Origin of the sequence: Scopulibacillus darangshiensis, from assembly GCF_004341035.1 — a bacterium.
Lineage (GTDB): Bacteria > Bacillota > Bacilli > Bacillales > Sporolactobacillaceae > Scopulibacillus > Scopulibacillus darangshiensis.
In genome coordinates, this window is record NZ_SLXK01000006.1 from 125,717 (window position 1) to 150,912 (window position 25,196).

The 25,196-nt window shown below is 42.4% G+C and carries 28 protein-coding genes and 1 pseudogene; all 29 read right to left on the reverse strand.

Annotated features, from left to right (window positions below):
- Positions 1–11 precede the first annotated feature (11 nt).
- The 29 genes and pseudogenes from proS to EV207_RS06755 all read right to left on the reverse strand — a co-directional run bounded on the left by proS (position 12) and on the right by EV207_RS06755 (position 25,066).
- Complete coding sequence (gene proS / locus EV207_RS06615) at positions 12–1,613, reverse strand: proline--tRNA ligase (protein ID WP_132744906.1); 1,602 nt, start codon at positions 1,611–1,613, stop codon at positions 12–14.
- Positions 1,614–1,652: 39 nt separating this feature from the next.
- Positions 1,653–2,915: an RIP metalloprotease RseP gene (gene rseP, locus EV207_RS06620; protein WP_132744908.1), complete on the reverse strand. Its 1,263-nt coding sequence runs from the start codon at positions 2,913–2,915 to the stop codon at positions 1,653–1,655.
- Positions 2,916–2,936: 21 nt separating this feature from the next.
- A complete protein-coding gene (gene dxr, locus EV207_RS06625; protein WP_132744977.1) occupies positions 2,937–4,094 on the reverse strand; it encodes a 1-deoxy-D-xylulose-5-phosphate reductoisomerase in 1,158 nt (385 codons plus the stop codon).
- Positions 4,095–4,110: 16 nt separating this feature from the next.
- Complete coding sequence (locus EV207_RS06630) at positions 4,111–4,914, reverse strand: phosphatidate cytidylyltransferase (RefSeq protein WP_132744909.1); 804 nt, start codon at positions 4,912–4,914, stop codon at positions 4,111–4,113.
- A 9-nt stretch (positions 4,915–4,923) separates the two neighbouring features.
- Positions 4,924–5,697 carry an isoprenyl transferase gene (locus tag EV207_RS06635; protein WP_132744980.1) on the reverse strand — a complete coding sequence of 258 codons (774 nt, stop codon included), beginning with the start codon at positions 5,695–5,697 and terminating at the stop codon, positions 4,924–4,926.
- Between the two features lie 79 nt (positions 5,698–5,776).
- Entirely contained in the window at positions 5,777–6,334 is a 558-nt protein-coding gene (gene frr, locus EV207_RS06640) for a ribosome recycling factor (protein WP_132744911.1), read from the reverse strand.
- A gap of 4 nt (positions 6,335–6,338) precedes the next feature.
- Positions 6,339–7,064, reverse strand: a complete 726-nt coding sequence (pyrH, locus tag EV207_RS06645; protein WP_132744913.1) for a UMP kinase — start codon at positions 7,062–7,064, stop codon at positions 6,339–6,341.
- 96 nt (positions 7,065–7,160) lie between these two features.
- Positions 7,161–8,042: a translation elongation factor Ts gene (tsf, locus tag EV207_RS06650; protein WP_132744915.1), complete on the reverse strand. Its 882-nt coding sequence runs from the start codon at positions 8,040–8,042 to the stop codon at positions 7,161–7,163.
- Positions 8,043–8,145: 103 nt separating this feature from the next.
- Positions 8,146–8,877 (reverse strand): 30S ribosomal protein S2, encoded by a 732-nt coding sequence (gene rpsB / locus EV207_RS06655; RefSeq protein ID WP_132744917.1) that lies wholly within the window; start codon positions 8,875–8,877, stop codon positions 8,146–8,148.
- A 151-nt stretch (positions 8,878–9,028) separates the two neighbouring features.
- The gene (locus tag EV207_RS06660) at positions 9,029–9,424 is read right to left on the reverse strand and encodes a hypothetical protein (RefSeq protein WP_132744919.1); all 396 of its coding nucleotides are present in this window, start codon (positions 9,422–9,424) and stop codon (positions 9,029–9,031) included.
- A gap of 33 nt (positions 9,425–9,457) precedes the next feature.
- The gene (locus tag EV207_RS06665) at positions 9,458–10,228 is read right to left on the reverse strand and encodes a FliA/WhiG family RNA polymerase sigma factor (protein WP_132744921.1); all 771 of its coding nucleotides are present in this window, start codon (positions 10,226–10,228) and stop codon (positions 9,458–9,460) included.
- Between the two features lie 29 nt (positions 10,229–10,257).
- A complete protein-coding gene (locus EV207_RS06670) occupies positions 10,258–10,752 on the reverse strand; it encodes a chemotaxis protein CheD (protein ID WP_243646970.1) in 495 nt (164 codons plus the stop codon).
- An 86-nt stretch (positions 10,753–10,838) separates the two neighbouring features.
- The gene (locus tag EV207_RS06675) at positions 10,839–11,303 is read right to left on the reverse strand and encodes a chemotaxis protein CheW (RefSeq protein WP_132744923.1); all 465 of its coding nucleotides are present in this window, start codon (positions 11,301–11,303) and stop codon (positions 10,839–10,841) included.
- Positions 11,304–11,324: 21 nt separating this feature from the next.
- Positions 11,325–13,265, reverse strand: coding sequence for a chemotaxis protein CheA (locus tag EV207_RS06680; protein ID WP_341539794.1), 1,941 nt, complete (start codon positions 13,263–13,265; stop codon positions 11,325–11,327).
- A 56-nt stretch (positions 13,266–13,321) separates the two neighbouring features.
- A pseudogene (flhA, locus tag EV207_RS06685) lies at positions 13,322–15,356 on the reverse strand (flagellar biosynthesis protein FlhA).
- 26 nt (positions 15,357–15,382) lie between these two features.
- A complete protein-coding gene (gene flhB, locus EV207_RS06690; RefSeq protein WP_132744927.1) occupies positions 15,383–16,465 on the reverse strand; it encodes a flagellar biosynthesis protein FlhB in 1,083 nt (360 codons plus the stop codon).
- Entirely contained in the window at positions 16,466–17,242 is a 777-nt protein-coding gene (gene fliR / locus EV207_RS06695; RefSeq protein WP_132744929.1) for a flagellar biosynthetic protein FliR, read from the reverse strand.
- Position 17,243: 1 nt separating this feature from the next.
- Positions 17,244–17,513 carry a flagellar biosynthesis protein FliQ gene (gene fliQ, locus EV207_RS06700; protein WP_132744931.1) on the reverse strand — a complete coding sequence of 90 codons (270 nt, stop codon included), beginning with the start codon at positions 17,511–17,513 and terminating at the stop codon, positions 17,244–17,246.
- Between the two features lie 26 nt (positions 17,514–17,539).
- On the reverse strand, positions 17,540–18,217 hold the full coding sequence (fliP, locus tag EV207_RS06705) for a flagellar type III secretion system pore protein FliP (RefSeq protein ID WP_132744933.1): 678 nt from the start codon (positions 18,215–18,217) through the stop codon (positions 17,540–17,542).
- On the reverse strand, positions 18,210–18,869 hold the full coding sequence (locus EV207_RS06710; protein WP_132744935.1) for a flagellar biosynthetic protein FliO: 660 nt from the start codon (positions 18,867–18,869) through the stop codon (positions 18,210–18,212). Before EV207_RS06710 ends, fliP begins: the two co-directional genes overlap by 8 nt.
- Positions 18,870–18,894: 25 nt before the next feature.
- On the reverse strand, positions 18,895–19,257 hold the full coding sequence (locus tag EV207_RS06715) for a response regulator (RefSeq protein ID WP_132744937.1): 363 nt from the start codon (positions 19,255–19,257) through the stop codon (positions 18,895–18,897).
- 24 nt (positions 19,258–19,281) lie between these two features.
- The gene (fliY, locus tag EV207_RS06720) at positions 19,282–20,439 is read right to left on the reverse strand and encodes a flagellar motor switch phosphatase FliY (protein WP_132744939.1); all 1,158 of its coding nucleotides are present in this window, start codon (positions 20,437–20,439) and stop codon (positions 19,282–19,284) included.
- The gene (gene fliM, locus EV207_RS06725; RefSeq protein WP_132744941.1) at positions 20,432–21,427 is read right to left on the reverse strand and encodes a flagellar motor switch protein FliM; all 996 of its coding nucleotides are present in this window, start codon (positions 21,425–21,427) and stop codon (positions 20,432–20,434) included. The genes fliY and fliM overlap by 8 nt, the downstream gene beginning before the upstream one ends.
- Before the next feature lie 31 nt (positions 21,428–21,458).
- On the reverse strand, positions 21,459–21,899 hold the full coding sequence (gene fliL / locus EV207_RS06730; RefSeq protein WP_132744943.1) for a flagellar basal body-associated protein FliL: 441 nt from the start codon (positions 21,897–21,899) through the stop codon (positions 21,459–21,461).
- A complete protein-coding gene (locus tag EV207_RS06735) occupies positions 21,878–22,114 on the reverse strand; it encodes a flagellar FlbD family protein (RefSeq protein ID WP_132744945.1) in 237 nt (78 codons plus the stop codon). The genes fliL and EV207_RS06735 overlap by 22 nt, the downstream gene beginning before the upstream one ends.
- 41 nt (positions 22,115–22,155) lie before the next feature.
- On the reverse strand, positions 22,156–22,962 hold the full coding sequence (flgG, locus tag EV207_RS06740; protein ID WP_132744947.1) for a flagellar basal body rod protein FlgG: 807 nt from the start codon (positions 22,960–22,962) through the stop codon (positions 22,156–22,158).
- A gap of 41 nt (positions 22,963–23,003) precedes the next feature.
- Positions 23,004–23,456, reverse strand: coding sequence for a flagellar hook assembly protein FlgD (gene flgD / locus EV207_RS06745; protein ID WP_132744949.1), 453 nt, complete (start codon positions 23,454–23,456; stop codon positions 23,004–23,006).
- Positions 23,443–24,543 (reverse strand): flagellar hook-length control protein FliK, encoded by a 1,101-nt coding sequence (locus EV207_RS06750; RefSeq protein ID WP_132744951.1) that lies wholly within the window; start codon positions 24,541–24,543, stop codon positions 23,443–23,445. Before EV207_RS06750 ends, flgD begins: the two co-directional genes overlap by 14 nt.
- 22 nt (positions 24,544–24,565) lie before the next feature.
- Positions 24,566–25,066 (reverse strand): MotE family protein, encoded by a 501-nt coding sequence (locus tag EV207_RS06755; protein WP_132744953.1) that lies wholly within the window; start codon positions 25,064–25,066, stop codon positions 24,566–24,568.
- Between the last annotated feature and the right edge of the window lie 130 nt (positions 25,067–25,196).

A 25,196-nucleotide genomic window follows, 5' to 3' on the forward strand; every position in this document is an offset into this window, starting at 1 on the left:
CATCCGTTTGTTTAATCGTGCATTTGTGCTTCTATAACACTATTTAACTCATCAATATGACATTCCAGCATGTCACCGGTCTTTCTGATCTTAACTTCAATATACCCTTCTCCAGCTCTTTTGCCGACCGTTATCCTGACCGGGCAGCCGATAAGGTCCGCGTCAGCAAATTTGACACCGGCGCGCTCTTTCCGATCATCTAAAAGCACGTCCCACTTGTCACCAAGCTGCAGATGCAGCTGTTCCGCAAGTGTCAGCTGTTCATCATTCTTGACATTAACAGGAATAATATGAATCTTATAAGGCGCTAAGGCGTTCGGCCATGTCAACCCTTTTTCGTCATGATATTGCTCGGCAACAGCCGATAACGTTCTTGAAACACCGATCCCGTAGCAGCCCATAATTAGCGGCTTACTCTTTCCCTGTTCATCAAGGAAAACAGCATTCATGGCTTCACTGTATCTTGTACCAAGCTTGAAAACTTGTCCAATTTCAATACCTCTTGCGAATTTAATCCAGCCGCGTCCGTCAGGGGAAGGATCGCCTTCCTTGATAAACCGCAGATCATGAAAATGTTTTATATGCAAGTCTTGTCCAAAGTTAATATCATTATAACGCTTTTGACCTTCCCCGACAAAAAGGGAACCGTTGGAAATAACTTCAACCCACTGATCCGCCATAACTTTTATGTGATCACTAGGATTCAGTGGATCAAACTGAAGTTCCTGAATCTCTTCATCAGTCAGTGCCTCCAGGATCTCCACACCTAAAACATTCTTGACCTTAACATCATTGACCTCATCACCTTTAAGATAATACACGGCGATGGTATCATCATTTGCTCTGAAAAAAGCAGCCTGGACCTCTGCATCAGCAGTAAAATCAGCATCAGGAGGCAAAACTTCCGCCATTTCAGTGTTAGCGGCATAGTCTGATTCATCCGAGTAGGCTATAGTGTCTTCACCAATGGAAGCCAAAGCATGGAACTCATGGGTATCTTTCCCTCCCATAGCGCCTGAATCAGCAATGACTGCTCTGAAATTAAGACCGCACCGTTCAAATACTCTGGAATAGGCGTCATACATCATTTGGTAACGTTCATCAAGGCTTTCCGATTTATCATGGAAGGAATAAGCATCCTTCATGATAAACTCACGGCCGCGCAATAATCCGAATCGCGGACGCCTTTCATCCCGATATTTTGTTTGGATTTGATAGAGAGTCATCGGCAGCTTTTTGTATGAGTTTAATTCATCACGGACCAGACTGGTTATTAATTCTTCATGCGTTGCCCCTAATGCAAAGTCTCGCCCATGTCGATCCTTTAATCTCATTAACTCGGGGCCATAAACGTTCCAGCGGCCAGTTTCATGCCAAAGCTCTGCGGGCTGGATGGCCGGCATTAGCAATTCTTGGGCACCGGTCGCATTCATCTCTTCTCTGATAATCTCTTCGATTTTTTGCAGAACGATAAAACCAAGTGGCAAATAAGAATAAATGCCTGCCGCATTTTGTCTTATATAGCCTGCCCGAAGCAATAATTGATGGCTCACAGACTCGGCATCAGATGGTGTTTCTTTCATTGTTGGAATCAGCAATTGACTTTGTTTCATCCAGAGCACCCCATTCATCCTTAATAAATATATGGTTGTCTATTGCAGAAAAATCTTTTGTATATCATTCCATGTGACGACAATCATTAACAGCATTAACAGAGCAAAACCGATAAAGTGAACAAGGGTTTCCCGCTGCGGATCAACAGGCTTGCCTCTTAATCCTTCCACAATTAAGAAAAGAATCCGTCCCCCGTCCAACGCCGGCAATGGCAGCAAATTAATGATACCGAGATTAATGCTTAATACTGCTGTCCAATTGAGCAGTAACAGAAAGCCTTGGTTCACGACCTTGCCTGTTATATTATAAATACCAACAGGACCTGCCAATTGATCCAATCCCACAGCACCTGTCACAAGCATTTTAATGCCTATAAGCTCTTGTTTAATAAAGAAATAAGTTTGAGTAACTCCGCCTTTTATAGTACCTATAAACGATTCTTCGGTTGGAGCGTAAACCCCCATAAAACCCTCTTTTCCGCCTTCGGGGCTTTTTCGTTCATTCGTTGTGACATCAACATGGCGGATATGATTATTACGTTCTATTGTAAATGACAGTTCCTCACTTGGATGTTGATTGACATAAATCATGATATCCTTCCAGGAGTCAATCGTGTGATCATCGATTTTGATTACGCGGTCACCTTGATGCAGCCCTGCTTTTGCAGCCGGATCACCCTGTACAAGTTTTCCCAGTTTCGGAGCATCCGAGGGGACACCTTGAATGGAAAAGTAGATGATGAAGACGATGAAAGCCAACAGAAAATTCATAAACGGCCCGGCGAATATTGCAAGGAACCGATCAAGCAATGATTTGGAACCGAATTGGCGGTCCAGCGGGGCTATTTGGTAGCCTTGTTCATCGACAACATAGTCCGCTTTACGATCCAAAGGATAGCTAATTAGTTCGCCATCTTCCTGTTCATACCCTTTAATAAGCAAGTCCTTTTCGAGATCAGCATGTTCAACAGTGACCATTTTGGCTTGCGGGTACTTAGCTGTTTTGTTAATGATAATCTTATTAACCAACCCAGCGTTGTTAAACATCAACCCAACACGGTGCCCTGGTTTGATTTCAATAATCTCTGGATCCTCTCCCGCCATCCTCACAAAACCGCCGATTGGCAATAACCTTAAAGTATAGACCGTTTCACCCTTTTTTATGGAAAAAAGCTTTGGACCAAAGCCAATGGCAAATTCCCGGCAAAGTATACCCGCTCTCTTAGCGAGCAGCAAATGCCCAAATTCATGAAAGGAAATCAGCAGTCCAAATATAATGACGACAGAAATAAACGTTTCCACCTTGTAACCACCTCGGTTGATCTATGACGTTATAATGCGTTCGTTAACAAACCTGCGGGTCGCTCTGTCCACCTCTTGAATAGTTTGAAGATCTGGAAATGGGATAACCTGGTGCTTTTGAAGTGCTTGTTCAACGAATTCTTCAATCTCCAAGAACCGAATTCTTCCTTCCAGAAAGTGATGAACCGCCGCTTCGTTTGCTGCATTTAGCACTGTCGGCATAGAGCCGCCGGTGATACCGGCCTCATAGGCAAGCGCTAGGCTGTGAAAGCGGTCCATGTCCACTTTTTCAAAATGAAGCGACCCTGCTTCCCATAAGTTTAACCTTTTTGCGGAGGCAAGTTCAAGTCTTTCTGGATAGGATAAAGCGTATTGTATGGGTCCCTTCATATCCGGAGATCCCAACTGTGCAATCACGCTTTTATCATGATATTCAACAAGTGAATGGACAATGCTTTCTTTGTGCAATACAACATCAATTTTTTCATATGGCATATCAAACAGCCAATGGGCTTCAATAACTTCCAAACCCTTATTCATCAATGTGGCGGAATCGATTGTAATCTTCGCGCCCATTGACCAGTTGGGGTGGTTTAATGCATCGTCAATTGTGACATTTTCAAGCTCCGCCTTCGTTCGATCCCGGAAGCTGCCGCCTGAGGCAGTCAAAATCAACCTTGAAACATCTTCTAGGTTATGACCTTGAAGTGATTGAAGAATCGCCGAGTGCTCACTGTCTATCGGCAGAAGTTGCACACCGTGCTCCTTCGCTTTTTCCATAACTATATGGCCGGCAGTGACCAATGTTTCTTTGTTTGCTATTCCAATCGACTTACGGGCTTCAATTGCCGCGAGCGTTGGTTCCAAACCAATGCTTCCTAAGACTGCATTCACGGTCATATCTGAGTCGGGATATACAGCAGCTTCAATAAGGCCTTCCAAACCTGACACAATGCTAATATCCTTGCTCGTCATAGCCTGCTCTAGCTCTTTCTTAACATCGTCATTTTTTACCGCCACGAGTTTTGGTTTGAACTCATTAATAGCTTTTAAACCCTTTTCAACGTTTTGCCCGAATGACATGGCAGTGATTTGAAAAGCTTCGGGGTGCAGGCGAACCACTTCCAAAGTTTGTTCACCTATTGAACCTGTGGCTCCAAGTAAACTGATATGTTTCATCATGACATTCCTTCCATTAACCAATCACATTAAGGACAAAAAGGATTGGCAATATAAAAATCAAGCTGTCAAACCGATCAAGCAACCCTCCATGACCAGGTAGAATTCGGCCGGAATCCTTCACACCGTAAAAACGTTTGATGGCAGACTCCGCTAAATCACCAAGCTGTCCAAAAATAGAAATAATGAGAGTAACAACGACTAACAGTCCCCAAGAAGAATGAAAGAGTGGATGCGGTACAACTGCTTCAAAAATAAACGCGGCAATCAGCGCAATCACTATACCGCCTATCATGCCTTCGACAGTCTTATTTGGGCTGATATTCGGAGCAAGTTTCCTTTTGCCGAATTTGCGGCCGACAAAATAAGCGCCGCTGTCAGTGGACCACATTAGGATGATGATAAAAAAGACAAATTCCAAACCAACCCCAGGCAAGTAACGAAGGTTAACAAACAGGTTGAAGGCCAGTCCTATGTAAAAGGCTGAAAAAAAGAGATGTGCTGCTTCATCAAAATTAAACGTGTTCTTTGAAAACACCATATAAAGCAAGGTTATGATGATCAATATAGCGGTTAATTGCATGTAAGGGACATAGTTTGCAATCCCGGGCAAGGCTGCTTCTACGACAAATATAAACACATAGATCCCGCCTGAGATTGCCGGAATTGACATGGCTGAAATCCCCTTCATAACAACCAGCTCGAAATAGGCAATCGCGGCGATCAGTCCAATGAATAATGCAAACGGCACTGAACCAATTAAGATAAATAAGATAAAGAGCGCACCCGCCGCGACGCCCGTCAATATTCTTTGTTTCATGTGATCCTCCTACCCTTTCACTCCGCCAAACCGCCGGCCGCGCCTGCTAAAATGCTTAATGGCATCGCGTAAATGCTGTTCGCTGAAGTCAGGCCAATAAACATCGGTAAACCACAGCTCAGTATAAGCAAGCTGCCATAACATGAAATTACTGAGCCGGATTTCACCGCTTGTTCTTATTAACAAATCAGGGTCAGGTAAGGCCTTGGTTAGTAAATAGTCCGATATGATGTCCTCACATACGTCATCCGCCGTCAATTGACCCGATTGAATATCATCGGCGATTTGTCGCACAGCGGAGACAATCTCATAACGGCTGCCATAATTCAAAGCAAAATTCAAAATCATGCCATCATTATCTTCCGTTCGTTCGATCGCCTCAGTAACAGCCTTAAATGTATGTGAAGGAAGCTGAGTGGTATCTCCCATAACACGCACCTGTACATTTTTTTCTACAAGCTCTGTTAAATACGTTGTTAAAAATTGTTCAGGTAATTTCATCAAAAACGCCACTTCATCTTTGGGACGTTTCCAATTTTCCGTTGAAAATGCATAGAGTGTCAGCACTTCGACACCGATGCTATCAGCTTCCCTGACAATTTTTTTAACCGTTTTCATGCCTTCCCTATGGCCCGCTATCCTTGGGAGCCCGCGTTTTTTTGCCCACCTGCCATTGCCGTCCATAATAATAGCAATATGCTTTGGAATGTTAAGTTCTCCCGTCCATGGCTCATCATGATTTTCTTTTTGTTTTGCGCTTTTAAAGGAAAACCTCTCAAGCATCATTCTTCCCCCAGGTTAAGATTTAACAAAAAAGCCCCCTTTATCAGAGGGCAATATAATTATTTTACACGGAAATCAATCAAACTTCCATGATTTCCTTTTCTTTGTTTGCCGCAATGTCATCAATATGTTTAATATTTTGATCTGTAAGTTTTTGGACATCTTCAGTTAGCCCGCGAAGGTCATCTTCAGTTAGATCACCGTCTTTTTGTGACTTTTTCAGCTGATCGTTAGCATCGCGGCGAACATTACGAACAGCGACTTTTGCTTCCTCTGCAACCTTCTTGACAACTTTGGCAAGCTCTGCCCGGCGCTCTTCCGTCAGTGCCGGAATCGCAATGCGGATTACATCACCATCATTCGTTGGTGTAATGCCGAGATCAGACATAAGGATAGCCCTTTCCATGTCCCCTATTGCTGATTTGTCATAAGGTTGAATTAGCAGAAGGCGCGCCTCAGGAGTCGTGATAGTCGCGAGCTGATTAAGCGGTGTCGGTGCACCATAGTATTCGACTTGAACTTTATCCAAAAGGGAAGGATTTGCTCTTCCCGCCCGTACCGTCGCTAATTCTCTTTTTAATGAACCAACAGCCTTTTCCATTCTTTCAGTTGTGTCATTGATAATTTGATTTGCCATTATGTTATTTCCCCCTTACAACTGTTCCAATTTTTTCGCCTAAAACGGCTCTTTTGATATTGCCAGGTTCTGTTATAGAGAAAACAATAAGCGGTATATCATTATCCATACATAGGGATGATGCTGTTGAATCCATCACAGCAAGTCCTTCATTTAAAACATCAAGATAGGATATTTGTTGGTACTTCTTAGCGCTTGTGTCAACTTTAGGATCAGCAGAGTATACACCGTCGACATTATTCTTTGCCATCAGAATCACTTCTGCTTCGATTTCGGCCGCACGCAAGGCCGCGGTTGTATCAGTTGAGAAATATGGGTTGCCTGTGCCTGCGGCAAAAATGACAACGCGCTTTTTTTCCAAGTGGCGAATCGATCTCCTGCGGATGTAGGGCTCCGCTACTTGGCGCATTTCAATGGATGTCTGGACACGCGTCCCTACCTCCATTGTTTCCAAACTATCTTGAAGAGCAAGAGCATTCATGACAGTTGCGAGCATTCCCATATAATCGGCGGTCGCTCTGTCCATCCCCATTTCACTGCCGACCTTCCCTCTCCAAATGTTGCCGGCTCCAACGACTACAGCGACTTCAACGCCTAATTCCACAACTTCTTTTATTTGTGCAGAAATGGATTGGATAATCGTAGGGTCAATCCCAAAACCCGTCTCTCCAGCTAATGCCTCTCCACTAAGTTTAAGAATGACCCGTTTGTATTTTGCTTCTGATGACATGTTCTCACCTTCGCTCTCTATTAAGATGATTCTCTATCTGTAAAATAGGGACACGCAAATTCGTGTCCCTTTATTACGCTTTTATGCCTTTTCGTTCTATTTTTTCATTTGCGCTTGAACTTCTTCTGCGAAGTTATCAGCGCGTTTCTCCAACCCTTCACCGACCTCATAGCGGACAAAGCCTTTGATAGCAGAACCTTTATCAGCAAGGTACTTTTTAACTTTCATGTCAGGGTCTTTAACAAAAGGCTGTTCAACCAGACAAATTTCTTGGAAGAACTTATTAAGACGCCCTTCAACCATTTTTTCAACGATATTTTCAGGTTTGCCTTCATTCAAGGCTTGCTGCTTAAGCACTTCCCTTTCGTGCGCGACCTCTTCCTCAGAAACCTGCTCACGAGAGAGATATCTAGGGTTAACAGCAGCGATGTGCATGGCAACATCTTTTGCCACATTTTCATCATTACCTTCAGCTTGGGTAAGAACCGCGATCCGTCCTCCCATATGAAGATAGGCACCAAAAGCTTCATTGTCTCCTTTTTCAAGCACTGTGAAGCGGCGAAGTGAGATCTTTTCCCCAATTTTTGCGATAGCCTCATTAATAAATTCACTCACTGTTTTTTCAGTTCCATTAAGCTTTTGTTCTAAGGCTTCATCAACAGAAGCAGGGTTATTCGCTAATAAATTCGCAGCAACTGTGTCAATTAGTGTGATGAACTGCTCATTTTTGGCAACGAAATCCGTCTCAGAGTTCACTTCAACGATGACTGCTTTATTACCTTCAACCTTAATTTGAGCCAAGCCTTCTGCAGCGACACGATCAGCTTTTTTAGCAGCTTTTGCCACACCTTTTTCTCTTAGAAGGTCAATCGCTTTTTCAATATCACCGTCTGTTTCAGTTAATACTTTTTTGCAGTCCATCATGCCTGCACCCGTTTTTTCACGTAGTTCTTTAACAAGTTTTGCGCTTATTGCCAATGTTATTTCCTCCTTATTATGTATAAAAGTTTGTTTTTGTTATTTATTTGTTGAAAAAAAGTGATAAAGGGTCACAACCCCTTATCACCCTATTAATCCGTTATTATTCAGCTTCAACTGCTACTTCTTCTTCAGCAACCGGCGCATTTTCTTCACCTTGGTTAGCCTCTAAAACGGCATCGGCCATTTTTCCTGTCAGAAGCTTTACAGCGCGAATGGCATCGTCGTTACCAGGGATCACAACATCGACTTCATCAGGGTCACAGTTGGTATCCACAATCGCGATAATTGGAATATTTAATTTACGAGCTTCAGCGATAGCGATTCTCTCTTTGCGAGGGTCGATAACGAATAAAGCATCTGGAAGACTTTCCATTTCTTTAATACCGCCTAAGAATTTTTCAAGCCGTTCAAGTTCTTTATTAAGACCGACAACTTCTTTCTTAGGAAGCACTTCGAACGTCCCGTCTTCACGCATTCTTTCAATTTCTTTGAGACGATTAATCCGCTTTCTGATCGTTTCGAAGTTTGTCAATGTTCCGCCTAACCAGCGTTGGTTGACAAAGTACATACCAGAACGCTCAGCTTCAGCTTTTACTGACTCTTGAGCTTGTTTTTTCGTGCCGACGAAAAGAATTTTGCCTCCGTCAGCTGCAATGTTTCTTACAAAATTGAAGGCCTCTTCAACTTTCTTAACTGTTTTTTGGAGATCGATAATATAGATCCCGTTTCTTTCAGTAAAGATATAAGGCTTCATTTTTGGGTTCCAACGACGTGTTTGGTGGCCGAAGTGAACACCTGATTCCAAAAGTTGTTTCATTGAAATAACTGCCATTTTGTTTCCTCCTAAATTGGTTTTTTTCCGCCGTTCGTATCATTTTCATGAACGACTCACTTTCTAAAGCGAGCACCTGCACACAAATTAACGAACGTGAGTGATAGACACCATCGGTAAATATACCATAAACCTTTTGTGTTGACAAGATTTAAAGATGGACATTTTTGTTGAATTTGAGTAAAAGCTCAATTTCACCTTCACCTTTGTCTAACTCTTTTGCGATGTCCGTTACATTATAACCCTTTTGCTGCAGTTTAACCGCCTTTGATAATAAAGGTTCCTCAAATTTATCCACGATATCATCCACATGCGGAAACCATGCATCACTGTTGGTCGGGCTAATCTGTTCTTTCAACCTCGCAACTAGTGCATCATTTTCTTCTCCCAAGTCAGCAAGATAAGCTGTCATTAATTCTTCAATTTCCCGTTTCACATTTTGTGGGCTCTCATTTTCAACCGCCTTTAATCTTTGAAAAAGAAGGAAAATGAGATAAAACGCAGCAAGGTTTAAAATAAAACTTAGAAATATTAATGCGATTAACATGCTCTCTCCCCGCATTTCTGAAGGTAAGCCCATTCAGTTAACAATACCTTCTGGTGTTAAAAATTTGCGCAGCTTAAAAATAGCCTTTGAGTGAATTTGCGATATTCTTGATGTCGACAAGTTCAAAATATAGCCAATTTCGGTTAGAGTCAATTCTTCATTATAAAACAAACTAATAACAAGCTGTTCTTTCTCATTTAAATGTGCAATTTCCATAGCAAGTTCTTGATATTCTTCATCTTTAACGAGACTCTCATCGGGGTGAACGACATTTCTGTCTTCAATCCCCTGAACTAGCTGATCACCTCTGTCATGTCCTATTTCATCGTCCAATGACAACACGTTCGCATAAATCCCCTCAGAGACAGCGGCACAAATGGCATTTGTCGGCAAATCAAGCTCTTCTGCTACCTCGTCTAATGTAACATTTCGCATGTACTTTTGCTCAAGCTTCTCAATTGCCGCTTCAATCTTTTTACACCTTTCACGCAATGACCTCGGCATCCAATCCTCTTTTCGCAAACCGTCAATGATCGCCCCTCTTATACGGAACGATGCGTATGTATCAAATTTCAGCTCACGGGACTCATCGAATTTCTCCAAAGCATCATACAGTCCGTATAACCCATGACTTATCAGATCATCCGAACTGATACTTTTGGGTAAACTGGCGCTGATCCGTTTGACATGATAATGGACAAGGGGCATATATAATTGTATCAGGTAATCTGCAGCTTCTTGATTTCTGCCCTTGATCCATCGATGCCAATATACCTTTTCTTCGTCTGAAGCTATTCGTGACATGCCCGACCCTCTCCTCCCTCACTTGATAGTCAAATCATTTTTTCACCTTTAATGGTTCTGATAAGTAGACTGGATGACTCTGTAAAAAATTCAATTGTCCGGCCGTGATGCCCACCGGTCTCTTCTGAGATTAGCGGAACACCATGGCACTCCAACGCTTTTTTCACCGCCTTAACGTTTCTAGGGCCGATGCCAGCTCCCGCAGTTCTCACCTTTCCCTTGAACATTTCAGCCCCGCCCGCCATTTTTGCTTTCAATTCAGATTTATCAACTCCGCATTGACTAAATTGTAAAAGCAATTCAGGCACCGCTGTGTCAGCAAATTTACCAGAAGGAAAAGCATTGTTTTTTGCCATCGCCGCTTCTGGCAGCATAATGTGCGCCATCCCCGCCTTTTTAAGTCCTGAATGGTATAGGATGACCCCAACGCACGAACCGAGTCCGAAGGTTTTTAGCGACTGCCGTGAAGATGCCATCCCAATTTCCGAAAGCCCCACCCTAACCATCTCTATTGTGCGGTTCATGATTTTCCCTCTATTAAATTAAAAATGTGTGTCAACGCTCCCGGATCGGGTAAAAATACGAACTCACCGTTTATTTCAGGCACAGACTACACCTCGATTTGTTTTACAATTTCCAGTTCCTCATTTGTAAGAACCCGCTGCAAGTTTAATAGAATTAACAGGTCATCGTTCTGCCATTTTGCAATGCCAATAATGTATTCTGCTTCAAGACCTCCAACTATTTCAGGCGTTTCTCCAATGGCTTCGCTTTGAATCTCCGCGACAACATTCGCTTTGTCCACCATAAGACCAACAGTTATATCATCTGATTCAACGATGATAATCCTCGTTTCCCCGATCTCTTTACCCTCACCCATTTTAAATCGTTTTTGCATATCAATAACCGGGATAATCGCGCCTCTTAAATTCATGACCCCTTTGACAACATCACTAATATGCGGCACCCGAGTAATATGCTGCATCCTCTCGATTGAGATAACCTGCTTAATAGGCACGCCGTAAGTTTCATTATTTAAATGAAATACAATCACCTTTACCTCGCTATTATTCACCTTTTTAGCCTCCCGTAGTCATCATTCGATTGTCTGGCAATCTAATATCAGAGCCACTTTGCCATCCCCCGTGATCGTCGCACCAGAGATTCCCTTTACACTTCCCAAATAATTTCCGAGCGGTTTTATAACAATATCCTGGTGGCCTAATAATTCATCAGCAATAAGTGCTGTAAGCCCTTTACCATTATTCGTGATGATGACCGCCCCTTTATTTACTGGTCTAGCAGAAGAGTTGGGGACACATAAATGCTTGCAAAGGTCAATGACCGGAATGACTTTATTTCGAAAAGTCATAAATTCCCGTTTATTGATATGGCGCCGTTTGACCTGTCTTAATAAAGCCGTTTCTACGATCGAGGAAATCGGAATCGCATAGCTCTCATTACCAACTCTAATCATCATGGCGTTAATAATGGAAAGGGTAAGCGGCAGCTTGATCGTAAATGTCGTTCCCTCATTTAACTCGGACTTAACAGTAACCCGTCCGCCAAGTGATACAATTTTGCTTTTCACAACATCCAGTCCGACACCACGTCCAGAAATGTCCGATATGTAATCAGCGGTGCTAAAGCCTGATGCAAACATGAGATCAAAAATGTCCGACTCACTTAATTGTTGACGATCAGCCTCAGCTATCACACCTTTTTCAATGGCTTTAGTTAAAATCGTTTCCTTATTAATTCCGCCGCCGTCATCCTCTATTTCAATGTAGACATAATTGCCGCTGTGAAAGGCACGCAGGATGATTTTTCCCTCTTCGTCCTTCCCTTGAACCCTTCTTAGTTGGGGCGTCTCAATGCCATGATCTAAAGAGTTTCTAAGCAAATGAACAATTGGGTCGCCAATTTCATCAATAACCGTCCTGTCTATTTCTGTATCCGCCCCGGTAATCACTAAATTAACCATTTTATTCAATTCTTTTGAAAGACTTCTAACCATTCTCGGGAATCGATTAAAGACGTGCTCAATCGGTTCCATTCTTAAGTTAAGAATCGTTTCTTGCAACTGATTGGACACCCTCATCATTTTATCTACCGATTCCTTTAATTCGGTATGATCCATTGATTGTGATATTTTTTCTAATTGACCACGGTCTATAATCAGCTCTTCAAACAGATTTAACAAATGGTCTAGACGCGCAAGGTTAACACGGATCGTTTTGCTTCCCGATGTCTTAGATTTGTTATTTTTGTCCACAGCCTTTTTTTCAGCTTCTTCACCCCCGGCACCAATACCAATAAGATCGACACTAACGACTTCTGACACATTTAATATTTTGCCTTTTATAGTGTCTGAATCTTTTTGTGTCACAAAAAGCAGACTGAAAGCTATATCAAAATCCCCTTCTTCAAGCCGGGTTGTCCCAGGTTCGGATTTAATGATTTCCCCAATCTCCTCGATAGCATTGAAAACCATTAAGGCACGGGCCGCTTTAAGCAGACACCCTTCATCTAAAGTCACCATAATGTGATAGACCTGCCACCCCCGTTCGATGGCTTGATCAACTGCAGCGCGCTCAAAATCGCTTATGTCGGTTCCCTTATTCGTTACATTTTGCTTTTGCGACTTCTCTTCGGATGATGGCTGGCCATTCTCTAATTCCTTTAATTTATGTACAGTTGCTGAGACACAAGGCATATCCGATTCACCGTTTGTAATTTGCTCCACCATCGCTTCCAGGTGATCAACCGCTTCAAATAAGACGTCAATAGCCACTGTTGTGACACCGCTTTGCCCATTGCGGAAAGCATCCAGGACATTTTCCATTTTGTGAGTCAAATCAACCATCACATCAAACCCCATTGAACCCGCCATCCCTTTCAGGGTATGGGCTGAACGGAAAATGTCATTAACGACTGCCAGATCCTCGGGATTTGCTTCCAATTCAAGCATTTTTGCATTTAAATGTTGCAAATGCTCCCTGCCTTCTTCAATAAACACATCCATATACTGATTCATATCCACATCGTATCAGCTCCCTGATTGGTAAATTGGAGCGATGATTTTCTTTATTTTCATGCAGCATTCACCACTCCGATGCTTTGAACTTCAACATAGGCTTCCAATTCGTTATATGACAATACCGCAACCTTTGGAAAATAGCGTTCCAGCAGCTGGCGCGCATACATCCGAACCGCAGGTGAACATAGAATAACCGGATCTTCCTCCACAGCCGCCCACTGCTCAACATGACCGGCAACCTTCTCCAAGAAGGCTTGTGTATCGTCAGTACCCATAGCCAGATAATTCCCGTGTTCTGTCTTCTGTATGGATTCTGCCATTTTCTTTTCCAGATCAGGACCTAAAGTGATAACCCTAAGAACCTGATTATCTTTTACAAATGATTGTGTTATTTGTCTTGATAAAGACTGTCTGACATACTCCGTTAATAAATCGGTATCCCTTGTTAATTGACCATAGTCCGCTAACGTTTCAAAGATCATAGGCAGGTTTCTAATCGACAGATTTTCACGCAAAAGGTTGACAAGCACCTTTTGGATATCACCAATGCTTAAAGGGTCCGGCGTGACTTCTTCAACAAGTGTCGGATACCTTTCTTTTAAATGATCTACAAGCTGTTTGGTTTCTTGTCTTCCTAGTAGTTCAAAGCCATGCTTTCTAAGAATTTCGGTCAAATGAGTAGAGACAACTGATGGCGGATCGACAACTGTATAGCCTGCCAGCTCAGCCTTTTCCTTCGTCTCTTCGTTTATCCACAATGCTGGTAATCCAAAAGCAGGTTCATTGGTCTCTACGCCTTGAATTGTTTCATCGTCAACACCAGGACTCATTGCCAGGTAATGATCAAAAAGGAGTTCACCGCTTGCTACTTCGCTCCCTTTAATTTTGAACCGGTAGGCATTCGGCTCAAGCTGGATATTATCCCGGATACGAACAACTGGGAGAACGAGACCCATCTCAATAGCAAGCTGTCTGCGAATCATGACAATACGATCAAGCAGATCCCCTCCCTGGTTGGCATCTGCAAGCGGGACAAGAGCATACCCGAATTCGAACTCGACGACATCCATTTGTAGTAGATCAATAACACTTTCGGTACTTTTGAATGCTTCTTCTTCAACCTGTTCCTCAAGCCCTGCGTCTATCACTTCCCTATTAGAATTGGATCTGACAAGGAGGTAGCCGCCAATAAAAAGAATCGTGGCGATCGGTAAAGCAACTACTAAACCAATTGGTGTAAACCCTAAAAGGAGGATAACCCCCCCCGGCAACAAACAACATGACAGGATAGGCTGTCAGCTGTCTTGTGATATCCTGCCCCAAATTTCCATCTGATGCTGCTCGAGTAACAACAACACCTGTAGCCGTTGAAATAAGCAAAGCCGGAATCTGACTGACAAGCCCGTCCCCTACACTTAATAATGTAAACTGATGACTTGCATCAGCGAGTCCCATCCCAAGCTGGGCCATGCCAATGATCATGCCAAATATAAGATTGATTGTCACAATGATGATGCTGGCAATGGCATCTCCTTTAACAAATTTACTCGCTCCATCCATTGCCCCGTAAAAATCAGCTTCTTGCTCAATTTTTCCCCTGCGCATCCTGGCCTCGGTCTCATCGATTAACCCGGCATTTAGATCAGCATCAATGCTCATCTGCTTCCCCGGCATCGCATCCAAAGTAAATCTAGCCGCAACTTCGGAAACCCGTTCCGCACCTTTTGTAATAACGATGAACTGGATAATAATCAGGATAAGGAAGACAACCAACCCGACAATCACGTTGCCGCCGACAACAAATTCCCCAAAGGTTTCAATAACTTTGCCCGCATCTGCCTTACCAAGAATGGACCGCGTAGTTGAGACGTTCAATCCCAGCCGAAAAAGGGTGAGCAGCAAAAGCAAAGAAGGGAAAATTGAAAATTGCAACGGTTCGTTCATATTCATTGTTACTAATAAAACAATGAGTGCCAGAGAAATGTTTATAATGATCAGAATGCTCAACAATATTGGCGGCAGTGGGATGATGAGCATTAACACAATTAAAATAACGCCAAATACAACAATTAAATCCCGTAATTTCATGGTTCCCTCCTATGTCACTGACAGGCTCAAGCTTTCCCCTTAAGTTTATAAACGTAAGCCAGGATCTCAGCCACCGCTTTAAAAAAGCTTTCTGGTACAGGATCACCGATCTCAAGCTGATGATATAGAGCCCTTGCAAGCGGCCTTTTCTCAACGATCATAACGTCGTGGCCATTGGCGATTTCCCGAATTTTCAAAGCGAGATAGTCGGCACCCTTTGCCAAAACAACTGGTGCATCCATTTTCCCATCCACGTACTTTAATGCGACAGCATAATGGGTGGGATTGGTAATGACGACGTCGGCTTTAGGGAGCTCTTGCATCATCCTTCTCATTGCCATTTGCCGCTGTTTTTCCTTTATCTTGGATTTGATCAGCGGATCCCCTTCCGTTTTCTTATACTCATCCTTAACCTCTTGTTTGGACATTCTGATATTCTTTTCAAAGTCGAATTTTTGGTACATAAAGTCCATTATGGCTAGAAACATTAGGAATATCGAAGCGCTAAATCCCATTTCCAGCGTGATTTTCCCTATGAGCCGGACCCCGTCTGCGAGCGGTCTTTCCATTGACAGGATAATTTCAGTCCGATTCATCCAGATAACGAAAAAGGTAATAAAGCCCACTGTGCCGATTTTTAGAATTGACTTCATTAGCTCAACTATGGCTCTTAAAGAATAGATGCGTTTAAACCCTTTTAGAGGATTGATGCGGTCAGGTTTAAATTGAATAGCTTCTGATGAAAAGAGAAAGCCGATTTGGATGACATGACCTGATACCCCAACAATAAGACCAGCCAAAAGAACCGGCATGACAATAATCGCCGCTTTTTTGACCACACCATTAAAGAAAAGCTGGATATTATGTTCATTTAGCGGCATGGACAGGTCATGCTCATATATGTCCCCCATCAAATGATAAAGCTTTTGCCCCATACTGCTGAGGGCAAAAATAAATAATAGAAACATAGCAAGTAAACTAACAGCAGTACTGAGATCTGCACTTTTTGCGACCTGACCCTTTTCTCGGCTGTCCTGTCTTTTTTTTGGCGTCGCTTTCTCGGTCTTTTCCCCGGAAAAATACTGAATATCAAGCATTATTTGCGGCATTTATGGGCTCCCCAACAATTTCATATAACTGACCATCGCTTCTGTCATGTCTTCAAAAATTGATTTAAAAAGAACAAAGAACATTGGAAAAACTATTAACAACAAGATAAAGCTGACTAGTATTTTTAACGGCAAGCCAACGACAAAGACATTCACTTGTGGCACGGTTCTCGCAACAATGCCAAGCGCAACATCGACGAGAAACAGGCAGCCGATCAGCGGCATCGCAAGTTGAAAAGCAATGCCTGCCATTTGCAAAAAGACAGTCACAACAAAATGAGCGGTATCGCCATCGGTTAATTGAATAGAAAGCCCATTCAAAGGGACAAGATTAAAGCTATATAAAATGCCGTTCAAGAGCATATGATGGCCGTTGACACCTAGAAAAAAGAACAAGGCAAAAATATAGAGATATTGGCCCGTTAATGGGGAGGTGACCCCATTTTCAGGGTTGATGGTATTGGCGATGGCAAACCCCATTTGCAAGTCAATAAATGCCCCTGCAAGCTGGACAGCATACAATAACAAACCAGCAACAAACCCAATTGACAAACCTACAACAGCTTCCTTTATCACTAATAAAGGATACATCGCATTAAGTGAAACAGGCTCACCATGGTATATGGCCGTCGTCACAATCAATGCCAGAATAGCAGCCAAACCGACCTTTACCCGTCCAGGGATCGTCCGGTAGGCAAAAACCGGCATTGTGACAAAAAAACTTGCTAATCTGACCAAAACTAATAAATAAATCGGCAGTGCATCCAAAATAGTCATATTAACCTACAAAATGATTCAGATTCGCGAAAATATCTTGAGTGAATGCCAACATTTTTGACAACATCCATGGACCAAAGAGAATAAGGGCAAATAGGACTGCAGCAATTTTCGGAATGAAAGCAAGTGTTTGTTCCTGAATTTGAGTTGTTGCCTGAAAAATACTGACTACAAGGCCAACGATAAGGGCAATAGCGAGAAGCGGCCCCGAAACAATCAACGTTGTCATGACACCTTTTTCAGCGATAGATAAGATCATTTCTGAATTCATTTCCTTCACCTTCTCTAACGATTGTACTAATAGCTGATAAGCAAGGACTTCATAATGAGATACCAACCATCAACCATAATAAATAATAAAATTTTGAACGGCAGCGATATCATCACCGGGGGCAGCATCATCATTCCCATTGCCATCAAAACACTTGCGACGACCATATCAATAACAAGGAAAGGCACAAAGATCATAAATCCCATCTGGAAGGCGGTCTTCAATTCACTGATTGCAAAAGCTGGAACCAGAGCAGTCATTGGGATATCCTGTATCTTTTTCGGCTTGTCAAAGTGTCCATATTTCAGGAAAAGCTCCAAATCCTTTTCTCTCGTCTCTTTAGCCATAAATGCCTTAAAAGGTGCCTCGGCTTTTTTTAGGGCTTGATGTTGATTGATTTTGCCGTCTAAATATGGTCGCAGAGCTTCACTGTTAACCTCAGAAAAAACCGGTCCCATTATAAAAAACGTTAGAAATATGGCTAAGCCAATCAACACTTGATTCGGCGGCATTTGTTGTGTTGAAAGTGACGTCCTGACAAAGGACAACACGATGATGATTCTTGTAAAAGATGTCATTAATATTAAGATCGCTGGTGCAAGGGATAAGATGGTTAATAATAATAGGAGCTGCAGCGTTGTTGCCACATCATGCGGCTGCTGGGTTAAAACACTTGTATCAATCCCTGGTACAATATCATTCATCACTAGAATCCTTCCGGGTCAGCGCCTCAATCTTTGTTTGACGGTCTTTCTTCGTTTCCGCCAAACGTTGCATTAATAACATCCTAAAATCGCTCGGCTGGTTTTGATTGGCTTGTGTCATAAAGGCTTTACCTTTTGTCCAGCTAAGTATTTTTTTCATATTTATTTGGAGAGGATCACCTGTCTCTTCTTGGTTCAGAAGATTCTCCACTAACTCAGGATCCTTAATTTCTTTTAACAGCTGAACATTATCACCGACCCCAATGACCAGAACTTCCTGACCAACTCTGACAAGCTGAACAGAGCGGTTTGCCCCTACTGAAACACCGCCGATATTCTTCATCGATCCATAATCCTGATACGCCTTCGTCCGTTTTGATACGAGCCGGTATAAAAGATAGATGAGGGCTAAGACAATAAGCAGCGCGCCGATTAATTTTATAAAGGTTATAAATAGACTCGTTTGATCATCTGAAACAGACTCAGATTGAACGGCTTTTGTTCCTTTATATGCTTTTTCATGATCGCTTTGTTTCTTAAACATATCTTCCACTGTGTTTCTATCATTTGATGTTGCTGCAAGAGTGATAGATTGCAAACAAAAAAAGATTATTGTCAGCATGCCCCCTGCAGCGATCCATTTTCGCAACACACCATGCACCTTCTCCGTACCGCTTTTATCCTAAAGTTTTCTTAATCGCTTCAATGACGCGGTCTGCTTGAAACGGCTTAACTATGAAATCCTTTGCACCAGCCTGGATCGCATCGATGACCATGGCCTGCTGACCCATCGCCGAACACATAATGACTTTCGCTTGCGGATCAATTCCCCTAATTTTCTTCAAACTATTGATCCCATCCATTTCTGGCATTGTAATATCTAAAGTAACTAAATCGGGCCGCAATTCCTCATACTTACTAATAGCTTCCAGACCATCACCGGCCTCGCCAACAATATCAAACCCATTTTTCGTCAAGATATCCTTGATCATCATTCTCATAAAGGCCGCATCATCAACCACTAAAATTCTTTGTCCCATATTATTCTCCCCCCTTATTGTCCATCATAGTTTGCACAGTCTATCATGCTGATTTAGAATTTCCGTAATTCTCACACCAAAGTTTTCATCAATCACAACAACTTCCCCCTTGGCAACATTCTTTTGATTAATTAGAATATCAACAGGTTCACCGGCAAGCTTATCCAATTCAATAATAGCCCCTGGGCTTAATTCAAGAACCTCTTTCACTGTCTTTTTCGTACTTCCCAGTTCAACATTGACCTGTAATGGGATGTCCATCAAGAGCTCAATATTTTGTGACTTTCCCTGTAACACAGGCTGATCATTAAAATCTGAGAATTCAACAGCCTGTACATTGCTGTGTGAAGCCTTTGAATGCTTTGCTGTTTCGTCAGGCACCGCTTGTTTTTTTTCAAGCTTCCCTCTGTCCGGACCCTTTTCCTTCATATCTTGAGCCTGCTGTGTAAAGCTGCCGGATGGCGTTTCAAATGTTACCGGAGATACCTTATCACTTTTATTCAGCAGTAAATCAACCAGTGTTTTCGCAAAGTGGATCGGAATGATTTGCATGATGCTAGAATCAACCAGATTACCAATTTTTAATCGGAAGGACACTTTGAACATCATTTCATCAGCAGGCAGGTTTTCTGTGCCGACATCCTCTTTAACATCCATTAACTCAATAGCTGGAGGTGAAATATCGATCTTTCTATCAAATATGGTGGACATGGAAGTCGCCGATGATCCCATCATTTGATTCATTGCTTCCTGTACAGCGCTAAGTTCCATTTCACCAATCACATTCGATGGATTCAAACCATCTCCGCCCATCATAAGATGAGCTATAACACTTGCATCGCTCGTTTTAACAATCAGAACATTAGACCCTTGGAAGCCTTCTGTATATTCAACAAGAATGGAAACATAAGGTACAGTGAATTCCTGTTCCAAATGACTTTTGCTAACAAGATCTACTGTCGGTGTTGTAATTTCTACCTTTTGGTTTAAAATGGTCGAAAGTGCTGTCGCTGCACTGCCGAACGAAATGTTGCCAATTTCCCCAAGAACATCTTTTTCAATCTCAGTGAAGTGATCAATCATATTTTCACCGATGTCCTCCGGCTGACCACGCCCACTTTCATTATCGTTTCCCAATAGCGCATCAATCTCTTCCTGTGAAAGCATGCCGCCATTATTCATTATTGTCATCTCCTTCCACAAGTACTTCCATGATCTGCAGTGCTAATCGCCCGCCCCGTTTTCCCGGCTGGGCAAGAAACTTAGGTTGTTCCCCTATCTTAATAACGACCGGTTCACTAACCTTTTGGTGAAGTTTAACGACATCATCCGCCTCCAAATTAAGAAACTCATTGACCGTTAATTGTGACGAGCCAAGCTCAGCTTTCACAGCAAGACCCGCTTGATTAACCCTTTTTTGCAGTGATCTAAAATCTTCGGGTGATCGATCATGCTTTTTTTCACTCATCCAATAATGCATTGACAGCTTCTGTATGACAGGCTCAAGGGCCACATGAGGAAGGCAGATATTGATCATACCGCTTGATTCGCCGATTGTCGTTAATAGAGAGATGACAATAACCGTTTCGTTAGGTGATACCATTTGCAGGAACTGTGGATTGGTTTCGAATTCCAGCATTGACGGATTCACATCAACGACAGAAGACCACGCCCCTTTAAAAGTATCCAACGCACCCTCAAAAAGCTGGCTCATTAATGTTGTTTCAATTTCCGTCAAGTTATCAATTTTATTGACTCCTAGCCCCTTCCCGCCTAACTGACGGTCCAGCATCGCATAGGCTATATTCGGATTCACCTCTATAATGATACTGCCCTCTAAAGGGGGCGCTAAAAAGATATTTAAAATGGTCATGCTTGGTATCGAGCGGACAAATTCTTCATAGGGCAGCTGATCAACAGATGCCACCGAAATTTGCACATAGGTCCGCAGCTGAGCTGAAAAATATGAAGTGAGCAGCCTGGCGAAATTTTCATTAATTCTCGTCAAACTTCTAACCTGATCTTTTGAGAACCTAAGAGCCCTTTTAAAATCGTAAGCCTTTTCTTTCTTTTCTATTTCTTCCTTCTTTAATTCCTCTGCATCCATTTCTCCGGTTGAAATCGCCGACAGCAGCACATCGATTTCTGTTTGCGACAGGACGTCAGACACATTGCTACACCTCTTTTTTCGAAAGCTTGCTCTATTGAATGATTTTTTCCGTTGTATAAACGTGTGTCACTTGACCTCTTTCTAGAAAAGCATTTAATTTTTCCTTTAACATAGCTTCAAGATTGGCTAGCCCTTTGGGTCCTAGCAATACTTTTGGGGTGAGCCCCGAGAGAGTGTATATAATGGCGTTTTTTACTTGAAACTCTCTTTTCCCAAGCTCTTCCTTTGCTTCTTTATTCGAGACCTGAATTTTAAACGTCACCTTAATGTAATCGTCATCCCTGAGATTTGTCGTTATTTCTTCCGTATCCACCGTCAAATTTTCCACAATATCATCAATTGTTACTTCATCATTTGCAGCGCTTGTATGATTGCCCTTAATATAATTCATAACTAGGAAAGAGGAGATGCCTAGAAAAATAACGACAGCCATGATGATAAATACTATATTTAAGCCTTTACTTTTAAACATGCCTCACCACTCTCCTTAGCACAAACTGCAGAAATCAATGGCAGCTGTTTCATAAAACCGACCGCCTTTTCCGTAACTTGCTCTACAGTTTCATTAACAACGATTTTCTTTCCATTCGTTAAAGTGATTGTTGTGTCAGGCAGTGCCTCAATCTGTTCAATCAGAAAGAGATTAAGTGTAAATGAATGTCCATTTAATCGTGTTAAATTTATCATTGATGTGTGATGGGGCCCCCATCACTCACCTCCCCCTGCTCCTAACGCTTTAGGTTGACAAGCTCCTGTAAAATCTGATCCGAGGTGGTAATCACACGGGCATTAGCTTGAAAACCGCGCTGGGCTTCAATCATGCTTGTAAATTCTTCGGAGAGATCAACGTTGGACATTTCTAAAGCACCGGCAACAATTTCCCCGCCGCCTTCTCCAGGCATCGATGGAATTGGGGCACCAGAATTGGCTGTATTAATGTATAAAGAACTTCCAGCCTTCTGCAATCCGCCCGTATTATCAAAAGTAACCTGCTTTAGTTGTCCAAGTGACTTGATGGTGCCATCCGAAAGGGTCCCAGTGATTTCACCTGAAGCACCGATCGAGAAGGTTTTCAGCGTTAGACCATTACCTTGCTTTTTATTTATCTGGATGGCATCACCATTGGTGTTAAGTACCTTTAAACCATTAGCATTAACTAGGCTGCCATCCTTATCTAGATAAAAATTCCCGGCACGGGTGTAATATTTTGTTTTTCCGTCGGAAACAACAAAATACCCGTCACCCGAAATCGCCAAATCTAACTGCCGGCCTGTCGTTTGAATGCTTCCCTGTGTGTCGACATTATCAATGGAAGCGAGCGTGGATCCAAGCCCCACCTGCTGCTGGTTAATACCGCCTCTTCCGCCTTGCGGGCCGGTTGCTCCGGTAATTTCTTGGCTGACCATATCCTTGAAGGTTACTCTCCCTTTTTTGAAACCGTATGTATTTACGTTAGCAATGTTGTTTCCTATCACATCAAGTTTTGTTTGGAAATTTTTCATACCGCTTATAGCGGAGTACATTGAACGAAGCATCTTTTCCTTCCCCCTCATTTGATTCGGGCTGTATCTGCCAATCAACACCTAGGCTTTGCCTTGCAAACACTGACAAGCTGACTTGGATCGATAGTATCACCCGTTTCTGTGACGTATTTAACTGCACTATCCTTTAAAGTGACAGCCATAACAATACCTGTCTTTTCTTCTATAGAAGGTTCACCATTCTCATTTGTTACTGCGGTTTGCCATGTTACTTCTTTACCGATCATCTCAGCTTGTGATGACAGTACATTTGTAGATTGTGTCTTAACAAAGCGCTCTAGCATATCACTCATGTTCTTCGTTTGCTCAAGTGTTGTAAAAGAGGCCATTTGGGAGATGAATGCCTTATCCTTCATAGGTTCCATAGGGTCTTGATATTTTAGTTGAGTGATTAAGAGCTTCAAAAAGTCGTCTTTCCCTAAAACATCATTTGGTCCCCTATCCTTCTCGGGCTTATTGGCTAAATACAATGAATCATCTATCTTCACGTTCTTCACCTCCTATGGCAAGCCAGTCCAAAAATGACCTTCCTTCTATCTTTTGCTCATTATTTCTTTCATCACATTCATGCTGCCGGCCGCTATCCCCCCCTCGCTCCCGATGGCCTTGAGTATATTGCTGGAAGGAACTATCCTGATTGTCCAACCTAAGTGGCTGTGAAATTTCCAACTTATGGACTGGTATTTGCTGATTGGCAAGACCTTGCCTAAGATGATGAAGTTGTGACTGGATGAGATCTTTGGCAGCCTGTGTTGCAGCGGTTATTTTCGCTGTTAATCCGGCTTGATCCTGAATGATCAGGATTTTTAGTTCACCAAGGTGATCCGGCGAAAGTCGAATCGACATCTGCTGAAGACCACCCCTTGTTATTGTGATATTTGACTGAGCCAGCCATTTTTCAATGTGCTGTATGATCTGATCACTAACCTTTTGTATCGTCTGACCGCTTTTATGAACAAACCATTGTTGGATCTTGTTCATATGTCCGGTTTGGAAAGTCCCATCCGTTTGTTTTATATGTGACGAAGATTTAGATTCATTGGCAACATCACTTGTATTTGTTTTCATCAAATCTTCTACTGTCTGTATTACCGACTTGGTAGGTGCTTGTTCGCTGACATTTGGTTTTGTCTGGTCGGTATGATGACTGCCAGATGGCAGCTGCGCGTTTCTTTTCTCCAATCGTTCAGTAAAAAGCCCTCCTAAATGATTTAAAATACGGCTTAATTTCACCGCGATCGCTTCAACTGACCCAGTGGAGGAATGCTCAGTTTGCCCAGAAAATTGAAAAAGCAACGCGTTTAAGTTGGCAAGGATTTGATAGATTTGATAGCCATTGCCATCCTTATCTGTGTGGCTCTCTAGTTGCAAATCTTCCAGAACTTTTTTGATTTGATCAATCGTGTTCTCCAGATTCTCAAAAGGCTTTTCATTGACTTGTTTCTTATTGACATTGGGCTGCTTTTCCTTAACATGTTCTAAAGCCTGATTAAAAGTTTGTGATACCTTTACTTTCCCTGGTACAACTTGTTTGTTTTCTCTGCGCGGCTTGAGGGCAGTGAGTGTCACCTGCATCGGATGTTTTCACCTCCTGTCATTACCCTTGATTTGCACTTTGGTTTGTCTCGGGCTTTGGATTCAGTAATGGTGTGATGGCGGCTGCCTTATCCGCAGGAATATTCTCTAAAATATGTGCCTTGGTTTTGTTGTCCAGCATATCCAAATACTTTGCAGCAACCTTTGAGTCCATTTGTGAAAAAATGGCCCCTGCTTTTTCCGGATCCATATTTTTATAGGTTTGAGCGTACATTGATGCCCGCCTGGCATCTTCCTTGGACTGATTGTTCTTTTTCTGCATTTTTACTTGGGATTCTATCTGTTTAAGATCATCTTTCAAACCCTTTATTTTGCTGATTTTCGTATCGAGTTCTTTTTTCATTTGATTAATCGTCTGAGATTGACTGGCAAGCTTCCGTTTTAATGCGTCAGCAGATGCCCCGGAAGCCTCCCGTTTGGATAACTTATTTTGTACCATAGGAAAACTTTTACTAATACTATTAATTTTCTCTTTAACGTCCATTCCCAATAGTTGCATCATAAGGACTGTAATCGTTGCCAGAAAAAGAATAGGAATCCTAGATTATTCATAGAAAATCCTCAATAAGACAGAAATGCTTACCCATCAAGCGATTTCGTCATACTATTACGCATCAAATAAATGAAAAAAG

Excerpts from the sequence above, each read along its gene's own strand:
- proS (WP_132744906.1), bottom strand. The coding sequence starts at position 1,613 with ATGAAACAAAGTCAATTGCTGATTCCAACAATGAAAGAAACACCATCT.
- dxr (WP_132744977.1), bottom strand. The coding sequence starts at position 4,094 with ATGAAACATATCAGTTTACTTGGAGCCACAGGTTCAATAGGTGAACAA.
- EV207_RS06630 (WP_132744909.1), bottom strand. The coding sequence starts at position 4,914 with ATGAAACAAAGAATATTGACGGGCGTCGCGGCGGGTGCGCTCTTTATC.
- EV207_RS06635 (WP_132744980.1), bottom strand. The coding sequence starts at position 5,697 with ATGCTTGAGAGGTTTTCCTTTAAAAGCGCAAAACAAAAAGAAAATCAT.
- frr (WP_132744911.1), bottom strand. The coding sequence starts at position 6,334 with ATGGCAAATCAAATTATCAATGACACAACTGAAAGAATGGAAAAGGCT.
- pyrH (WP_132744913.1), bottom strand. The coding sequence starts at position 7,064 with ATGTCATCAGAAGCAAAATACAAACGGGTCATTCTTAAACTTAGTGGA.
- rpsB (WP_132744917.1), bottom strand. The coding sequence starts at position 8,877 with ATGGCAGTTATTTCAATGAAACAACTTTTGGAATCAGGTGTTCACTTC.
- EV207_RS06660 (WP_132744919.1), bottom strand. The coding sequence starts at position 9,424 with ATGTTAATCGCATTAATATTTCTAAGTTTTATTTTAAACCTTGCTGCG.
- EV207_RS06665 (WP_132744921.1), bottom strand. The coding sequence starts at position 10,228 with ATGTCACGAATAGCTTCAGACGAAGAAAAGGTATATTGGCATCGATGG.
- EV207_RS06670 (WP_243646970.1), bottom strand. The coding sequence starts at position 10,752 with ATGAACCGCACAATAGAGATGGTTAGGGTGGGGCTTTCGGAAATTGGG.
- EV207_RS06680 (WP_341539794.1), bottom strand. The coding sequence starts at position 13,265 with ATGAATCAGTATATGGATGTGTTTATTGAAGAAGGCAGGGAGCATTTG.
- flhB (WP_132744927.1), bottom strand. The coding sequence starts at position 16,465 with ATGCCGCAAATAATGCTTGATATTCAGTATTTTTCCGGGGAAAAGACC.
- fliR (WP_132744929.1), bottom strand. The coding sequence starts at position 17,242 with ATGACTATTTTGGATGCACTGCCGATTTATTTATTAGTTTTGGTCAGA.
- fliQ (WP_132744931.1), bottom strand. The coding sequence starts at position 17,513 with ATGAATTCAGAAATGATCTTATCTATCGCTGAAAAAGGTGTCATGACA.
- fliP (WP_132744933.1), bottom strand. The coding sequence starts at position 18,217 with ATGAATGATATTGTACCAGGGATTGATACAAGTGTTTTAACCCAGCAG.
- EV207_RS06715 (WP_132744937.1), bottom strand. The coding sequence starts at position 19,257 with ATGGGACAAAGAATTTTAGTGGTTGATGATGCGGCCTTTATGAGAATG.
- fliY (WP_132744939.1), bottom strand. The coding sequence starts at position 20,439 with ATGAATAATGGCGGCATGCTTTCACAGGAAGAGATTGATGCGCTATTG.
- fliL (WP_132744943.1), bottom strand. The coding sequence starts at position 21,899 with ATGTTTAAAAGTAAAGGCTTAAATATAGTATTTATCATCATGGCTGTC.
- EV207_RS06735 (WP_132744945.1), bottom strand. The coding sequence starts at position 22,114 with ATGATAAATTTAACACGATTAAATGGACATTCATTTACACTTAATCTC.
- flgG (WP_132744947.1), bottom strand. The coding sequence starts at position 22,962 with ATGCTTCGTTCAATGTACTCCGCTATAAGCGGTATGAAAAATTTCCAA.
- EV207_RS06750 (WP_132744951.1), bottom strand. The coding sequence starts at position 24,543 with ATGCAGGTGACACTCACTGCCCTCAAGCCGCGCAGAGAAAACAAACAA.
- EV207_RS06755 (WP_132744953.1), bottom strand. The coding sequence starts at position 25,066 with ATGATGCAACTATTGGGAATGGACGTTAAAGAGAAAATTAATAGTATT.